Origin of the sequence: Phenylobacterium sp. (assembly GCF_031360265.1) — a bacterium.
Classification (GTDB): domain Bacteria; phylum Pseudomonadota; class Alphaproteobacteria; order Caulobacterales; family Caulobacteraceae; genus Phenylobacterium.
In genome coordinates, this window is sequence record NZ_JANMBF010000027.1 from 1 (window position 1) to 7,415 (window position 7,415).

At 67.8% G+C, this 7,415-nt stretch carries 7 protein-coding genes; 4 read left to right on the top strand and 3 right to left on the bottom strand.

The annotated features are described in order from the left end of the window. From RMN86_RS02450 to RMN86_RS02460, 3 genes are all read left to right on the top strand, one after another. A partial coding sequence (locus RMN86_RS02450; protein ID WP_309604236.1) for an indolepyruvate ferredoxin oxidoreductase family protein occupies positions 1-2,504 on the top strand: 2,504 nt, incomplete at its 5' end. 44 nt (positions 2,505-2,548) lie between these two features. After that, positions 2,549-3,052 (top strand): GFA family protein, encoded by a 504-nt coding sequence (locus RMN86_RS02455; RefSeq protein WP_309604237.1) that lies wholly within the window; start codon positions 2,549-2,551, stop codon positions 3,050-3,052. A gap of 103 nt (positions 3,053-3,155) precedes the next feature. Next, complete coding sequence (locus tag RMN86_RS02460) at positions 3,156-3,755, top strand: DUF1080 domain-containing protein (RefSeq protein WP_309604238.1); 600 nt, start codon at positions 3,156-3,158, stop codon at positions 3,753-3,755. Positions 3,756-3,765: 10 nt separating this feature from the next. Here the strand turns inward: RMN86_RS02460 and RMN86_RS02465 are convergent, their stop codons facing one another. From RMN86_RS02465 to RMN86_RS02475, 3 genes are all read right to left on the bottom strand, one after another. After that, positions 3,766-4,617, bottom strand: coding sequence for a YwqG family protein (locus RMN86_RS02465; protein WP_309604239.1), 852 nt, complete (start codon positions 4,615-4,617; stop codon positions 3,766-3,768). A gap of 38 nt (positions 4,618-4,655) precedes the next feature. Beyond that, a complete protein-coding gene (locus tag RMN86_RS02470; RefSeq protein WP_309604240.1) occupies positions 4,656-5,408 on the bottom strand; it encodes a hypothetical protein in 753 nt (250 codons plus the stop codon). A 78-nt stretch (positions 5,409-5,486) separates the two neighbouring features. Next, positions 5,487-6,668: a serine hydrolase domain-containing protein gene (locus RMN86_RS02475; protein ID WP_309604241.1), complete on the bottom strand. Its 1,182-nt coding sequence runs from the start codon at positions 6,666-6,668 to the stop codon at positions 5,487-5,489. 90 nt (positions 6,669-6,758) lie between these two features. On the opposite strand from RMN86_RS02475, the gene RMN86_RS02480 reads away from it, so the two are divergent. Continuing rightward, a partial coding sequence (locus tag RMN86_RS02480; protein ID WP_309604242.1) for an FAD-dependent oxidoreductase occupies positions 6,759-7,415 on the top strand: 657 nt, incomplete at its 3' end.

Sequence of the window (7,415 nt, forward strand, 5' to 3'; positions counted from 1 at the left end):
CCCTGGAGCCTCAAGGTCTGCGCGGGTTTGCGGCCGGTCTCGAAACGATGATGGTCATCGAACACAAGCGCCCGTTGATCGAGACCCAGGCCCGCGCCGCGCTCTACGAACTGCCCGCCCATGCCCGGCCGAGAATCATCGGCAAGATCGACGAGAACGGCCATCCGCTGCTGTCGGAGATCGGCTCGCTGTCGGTGGCCGAGGTTGCGCTGGCGATCGCCGACCGCCTGCCGCCCGGCCCGCACATGGACCGGGTGCACGACTACCTGGCCCGCGTCTCGGCCGCCTCCATGGCCGCCGTCACCCTGTCGTCGGACCAGCAGCGCAAGCCGTTCTTCAGCTCCGGCTGCCCGCACAACACCTCGACCCGCCTGCCGGTGGGCTCGCGCGCGCTGGCCGGCATCGGCTGCCACTATATGGCCAGCTTCAACGACCCCTCGACCGACCTCAACAGCCACATGGGCGGCGAGGGGCTGAGCTGGGTCGGCGCCTCGCCTTTCACCACCGAGCCCCATGTCTTCGTCAACCTGGGCGACGGCACCTACAACCACTCCGGCTCGCTGGCGGTCCGCGCCGCGGTCGCCGCCAAGGCGACCATGACCTACAAGCTGTTGTTCAACGACGCGGTGGCCATGACCGGCGGTCAGGCCGCCGAGAGCGGCTTCACCCCGGCCCAGATCACCCGCCAGCTGCACGCCGAGGGCGTCCGCAAGATCGTCATCGTCGCCGCCGAACCGCAACGCTACGACGGCGCCACCGACCTCGCGCCCGGGGTCGTGGTCCGGCCGCGTTCGGAGCTGATGGAGGTGCAGACCGAGCTGCGCGCCACGCCGGGCGTCACGGTGCTGCTCTACGATCAGGTCTGCGCCACCGAGAAACGCCGCCGCCGCAAGCGCGGGACGATGGACGCCGCGCCGAAGCGGGTAATGATCAATCCCCTGGTCTGCGAGGGCTGCGGCGACTGTTCGGTCAAGTCCAACTGCGTCTCCGTCGAGCCGCTGAACACCGAGTTCGGCCGCAAGCGCAAGATCAACCAGTCCTCCTGCAACCAGGACTATTCCTGCCTCGACGGTTTCTGCCCGTCGTTCATCACCCTGGAAGGCGCGGCCAACCCGCATCGCGAGGCGATGCCGGCGCTGACCGCGGACTCCACCCCGCTGCCGGCGTTCGAGCCGCTGCCCGACAAGAATGGGGAAGGCGTGCGCAACATCCTGTTCACCGGGGTCGGCGGCACCGGCGTCACCACGGTCGCCTCGATCCTGGCTATGGCGGCCCACGTGGATGGCCGCGCCGCCAGCGTCGTCGACATGACCGGCCTGGCGCAGAAGGGCGGAGCTGTGTTCAGCCACGTCCGCATCGGCGAGACCGAGACCAGCGTGGTCGGCGGCCGCGTGCCAGCCGCCAGCGCCCATGTGCTGATCGCCTGCGACCTGCTCTCGGCGGACGGCGCCGACGCCCTGTCGCTCTATGCCAAGGACCGCACGGTGGCCGTCGGCAACGCCGATTTCGCGCCCACCGCCGATTTCGTCACCGACCGCGACGTGCGGTTCGACGCCGACGCGCAAAGCCGCCGCCTGGCCGCGGCCGTGAAGTCGTGGGATTCCCTGCCCGCTCAGAACCTGGCGGTGCAGAACCTCGGCGACGCCATCTACGGCAACATGATCATGCTGGGCTTCGCTTGGCAGAAGGGCGTGATCCCGGTCGCCAGCCGGTCGATCTATCGGGCCATCAAGCTGAACGGCGTCGATGCCGAGGCCAACCTGCAGGCCTTTGAACTGGGCCGCAAGGCCGCCCACGATCCGGCCAGCCGCGGCAAGCGCGAGGACGACGTGCCCACGCCGGAGACCATGCCGCTCGACGACCTCATCGCCCATCGCGCCAGGGAACTCACCGCCTATCAGGACGCCGCCTATGCGCGGCGCTATCTTCAGCAGGTGAAGGCGGTGGCGCAGGCCGAGGCGCCGCTGGGTTCGGAGACCCTGACGCGGGCCGTGGCGGTCAATCTCTACAAGCTGATGGCCTACAAGGACGAGTACGAGGTCGCCCGCCTCTATACCGACGGTCGCTTCCGCGCCTACCGCGACCAGACCTTCACCGGCGGCAAGACCACCGTCTGGCTGGCCCCGCCGCTGATCGCCCGCAAGGGCCCTGACGGCAAACCGAAGAAGATGGCCTTCGGTGGCTGGATGCTCGACATGGCCTTCCCGCTGATGGCCCGGATGAAGGGTCTGCGCGGCGGGCCGCTCGACCTCTTCGGCTACACCGATGAACGCCGGATGGAACGCGGCCTGCTCGCCGACTACGAGGCGGCGATCGCCAAGATTGTCTCAGGCCTGACCCCCGAACGCCTGCCCACCGCGACCCAGATCGCCGCCATCCCCCAGAAGATCCGCGGCTACGGCCACATCAAGGACGCCTCCGTCGGCCCGGCCAAGGCCGAGGCAAAGGCGCTGTGGGGTCGGTGGGAGAAGATGGGGGCGACGGTGATGGCGGGGGCGAACTGAGGTCTATTCTCCAACGGGTTCTGGCCGTTGATAGGATGTCCCCCATGCGCAAGTCCCAAGGCCTCCCCAAGCTCACCAAGGCCTCCGCCGTCCAGGCTGCCGGAGGTTGCGTCTGCGGGGCGGTGAAGCTGGAGATCGACGTGCCGGCGCGGTGGGCGTGGCACGATCATTCGCCCGCCAGCCGCCATGCCCAGGGCTGCGCCTATGCGACCTATGTGGGCAGCTACAGGAGCCGGTTCCGGGTGCTGGAGGGGGCGCAGCACATCACCCGGTTCGAGGATGCCGACGCCGGGACCGCGCGGAGTTTCTGCGCCCGATGCGGGACGCCGGTGCTCTACGAACGCGCCGGCGCGCCGACCATGGTCAACATTCCGCGCGCGGTCTTCTCAGAGCGCACCGGCCGCGAGCCGCGCTATCACATGAACCTCAGCCAGGCCGCCGACTGGCTTTGGTCGGGCGAGGCGCTGGCGCCGCTGAAGGGCTATCCCGGCGTGATGTTCGAACGCCCCCGCAAGAAGACGCCGCGCGCCTGGGATGAGATGTTCTGACCCGCCCGTGTCTGATCTCCGGCGTGTTTGTGAAAACCGCGCGAGTGGCGCTAGGCTCGCCCACGCACCGGGCCAGCCAGCCGACGCGAACGGGAGATGGACCATGGATCGTCGGTTTGTGATCGCGGGTGGCGTCCTGGCGGCCGGGACCGCGGGTCTGCTCGGCGTCGGCCCGGCGCTGGCCAGGCCCACCGGGCGCTGGACCACGATCCTCGACGGCCACAGCCTCGACGGCTGGACCCCCATCGGCGACGCCAACTGGGTGGCCAAGGACGGCGCCGTCCAGGCCGACGCGGGCAAGGGCGGCTTCCTGGTCTCCCGGGGTACCTACGGCGACCTGCGGATCGAGGCGGAGTTCTGGGTCAGCGACGACGCCAACAGCGGCATCTTCATCCGCTGCGCCGACCCGGCCAGGATCAGCCTGGACACCAGCTACGAGGTCAACATCTTCGACCAACGGCCCGACCCCACCTATGGCACCGGGGCGATCGTCAATGTCGCCAAGGTCTCGCCGATGCCTAAGGCCGGCGGCCGCTGGAACCGGATGGAGATCACCGCCCGGGGCGACCGCTTCAGCGTCGCGGTCAACGGCGTGCGCACCGTCGATAACGTCCGTGACGCCGCCCACGCCCACGGCCGCATCGCCCTGCAATACGGCGCCGGCATGGTGAAGTTCCGTAAGGTCCGGGTGCGGGACATTTAGGCGCGGAGCCTCAGTAGGTCTGCCACAATGCAACGGTTTTGGAGAAGTTCCCGGCGCGGGCGTGGCGCTCACGAATGAAGACGTAAAGCCTACCCCCGTCGCCAAAGTTCATCTTCAGGGCGGGGTCGGAATCGATCTGTAGCAGCAGGCGCCATTCTTTTGCCGCCCGCGCGATGGCCGGCGGGATGTCTTCGCCCCAGATGGGATCTGGCAACCCCCGGGCCAGATGTTCGCATGAGAGCGACATGGCTTCGGGCTGAATCTCGTTCGGGTATCCTCCGATCCTGTGCTGCAGTTCGTCGGGTGGCGGCGCGTCCCCTATCGCTTCAAGCTGCTCAAACTCGTCTTCATCGAGATCGAGGTAAGCGACATCCAGGCCCAGCCAATCCAGACTCGGGGCGGAGGTGAAAACCATGAACGCGACCCGCCGCTCCGCGAAGAAGGGGCGGACACCCGCTGGGGCCGCGACGGGTGGCCCGGCCGGTTCAACGCTGTGGAGAATGCGAACGACATCGGCGAACCCATGACGTTCGGAATCGTAGAAAGCGTAAAAGCGGCCCTCCTTTGGCAACCAGTCGATCACCGCGTGCGGCGCCAGGGTTTCGAGGTCGATTTGCGCAAGGAAACTGCGCCCTTCGTATCCGACCGGCCATGTCTGGCCCGCGGGCAATTCCGGACTTCCGCCGATTTTCGAGAAGCCGGGTTCCTTGGCCGGCACCAGGAGCAGGGTCGGCCGAACGAGCCGCCTGAGGCGCGCTTTCAGCCGGATCGTCTCACCGGATATCGCAGGCGTTCGGCTTCGGCGCTTCTGTCTCAGGCGGTCATAGACGTAGAGAAGCAGGCCCATTGCGCTGAACAGCACGGCGTCGAATTCAAGCCCATACCAGACGCCCCTATCAATCACGGCGACGGCGGCCTGTACGGATCGGTCAGACCTTCCTCCACGCCTTGCACTATGTGGCCCGCGGCCAGGCCGGTTTGGGTCTTCGCCCAGGTGGGGGTCCCTTGCCAGAGCTGTTGAGCTTCGTTGAACTGAGGCTGGCCGGCGTAGCGCCCGTGCATCCTGCCGTGCACTTGCGGACCGGGCATGCCCTTGACGTTCCAAGGCTGATTCTTCAGCCATTCAGGCAGGCTTGATCTTTGAGGAATCAACCAGTGGTGGCCATGCTGTCCGGCGTCCAGCAGGCCTTTCTTCCCCATCCATTTCCGGGTCGCGTTCCAGGTGTTGGAACCGACAATCTTTGCGCCACCTTTGTAGAGCTCCTTACCGACGAACCCTTCACCGGTGAGGTCGGCTACAGCCATCGCGCCGTTGATCAGGGCGCCAACCTTGTCGCCATTGCGGTAGTCGGCGATGGCCTCGCGGGCGGAGCCCCAGACTGGCGCCAGGGACTCAAGCGTTCCTGGGTGGCGGCTCCAATAGTCGGGCCGGGAAGCCCTGTCAGGAACAGGCGGTCCCTCTACGGTCGTCGCCGGGCTCGCCGTCCGCGAAGTCTGCGATGCGGCATGCCTACGGACCATTTCGTCGTACGCATCGCCGTCCGGATCGGGAACGGAGCGCGGTTGACCGCCGCGCTCGAAAGAACCGCTGCCCAAGTCGTTTCTCCTTGACCAAAGACCACTCCGCGTCGCCGCGTTGCCGGCGCGCATCATCGAGAAAGGTCTCACGACTCATCCAATAGATCAAGAACAAATAGGGAACAAATAGCTCTCCCGGCGAAGGGCCCGTCGCTACTTCGCCGCCGCCCGTACACCCTCCCACATCGCCGCGCGGGCGGCGCCGAGGTCGCGGCCGACGGCCCTCGGCCAGGCCGCGTTCTGGACGATGATCAGGTGTTCGGCGGGGAACAGCGTCACCGACTGGCCAAAGATCCCCAGGCCGGAATAGCCGCCGTTGTCGAAGATCCACCAGAAGTAGCCATAGCCGCCGGGCGCCGGTTCGCCGTTGTCGATCTCGCGCCGGGTGGCGTCGGCGATATAGCCGGGCGGCGTGATCCGCTTGCCGCCGGCCATGCCGTCGCCGGCGATGAACAGGCCTAGGCGGCCGTAGTCGCGAAGCGTCATGGACAGGCAGCAGCCGCCGCGTTCCTGGCCGCCGGGATCGGTCATCCAGACGGCGTCGCGGCCCATCCCATAGGGCTGCCAGATCTTCTCCGAGGCGTACTGGGCCAGGGTCTTGCCGGTGGCCTTGGAGACCAGCACGCCCACCAGGTCGGTCTCGCCGGTGTTGTAGTTGAACTTCGCCCCCGGCGGGTTGGCGCGCGGCAGCTTGCGCAGGTAGCTGACCATCGGATTGACCCCGGGCTCGGTGACCGTGTTGCCGGCCATCGCCACGTCGGACTTGGGGTCGGTATAGTCCTCGTTCCATTTCACGCCGGAGCTCATCATCAGCATCTGGCGCACCGTGACGCCCTCGTAGGCTGAGCCCTTGAGGTCGGGGACGTAAGCGGTGATCGGGTCGTTGATCGACTTGATCTTGCCGTCCTGGATGGCCGCGCCCACCAGGGTGGAGGTCAGCGACTTGGCCACGGAGAACGAGGTCCAGCGATCCGTGGGCTTGCGGCCCAGGCCGTACTTCTCCAGCACGATCTTGCCGTCCTTCAGAACGAGCAGGCCGGAGACGCGGAAGGCGGCCATGTAGTCGTCCACCGTCCAGGTCTTGCCCTGGTAGCGGAAGGTCGGGTCGATCTGCCGGGCGGCCACCGGCAGCGGATGGACGGTCTTCCCGCGCCTGACCGTGTGGGTCTTGAAGATGTGTTCGATGTCCCGATAGCCGCTGGCCTGCTGCTGCGGGGTCCAGGTCAGGATGCCGGCGATCGGGGCATGTGACGAAGGGTCGAGCGGCACCTGGGCGGACGCCGCCCCGGCGCCGAGGGCCAGCCCTGCGACGATCGCCAAAACCAACGGCTTCATGAACAGTCCCTCGAGCTTCGTGTCGGCCGATGTCTAGCAGGGGGCGGTGCGGTTTGCATCCGGCGCGGCTTGCTCTAGGCGTGATCGGCGATGGCCGAGTTTGACTTCGATTCAGTGGTGGTGGGCGCGGGCGCCGTGGGCCTGGCGTGCGGCTATGCGCTCAGCCGCCGCGGCCTGGCCGTGGCCGTGCTGGAGCAGGACAAGGCCATCGGCCAGGGTGTCTCCTCGCGCAATTCCGAGGTGATCCACGGCGGGCTCTACTATCCCACCGGCTCGCTGAAGGCGCGGCTCTGCGTCACGGGCCGGCGGATGCTGTACGGGTTCCTCGACGCCCACCACGTGGCCTACGACCGCTGTGGCAAGCTGGTGGTGGCGACCACGACCGACGAGGTCGCCCGCCTGGACGCGATCCTCGAGCAGGCCCACGCCAACGAGGTCGAGGGCATGGCGCACCTGTCCAAGGCGCAGGCCCTGGCGCTGGAGCCGGAGCTTCGGTGCGAGGGTGCGTTGATCTCGCCACAGAGCGGGGTGTTCGACAGCCACGGCTACATGCTGGCCCTGCAGGGCGAGATCGAGGCCGGCGGCGGCGCGGTCGTGCTTTCCACGCCCTTCGACGGCGCTGCCCCGCTGGACGGCGGGGGGTTCGAGGTGCGCGCCGGCGGCGACGAGCCGACCGGGCTCACCTGCCGCTACCTGATCACCGCGCCGGGCCTTTCGGCCCAGGCGGTCGCCGCGCGGATCGAGGGC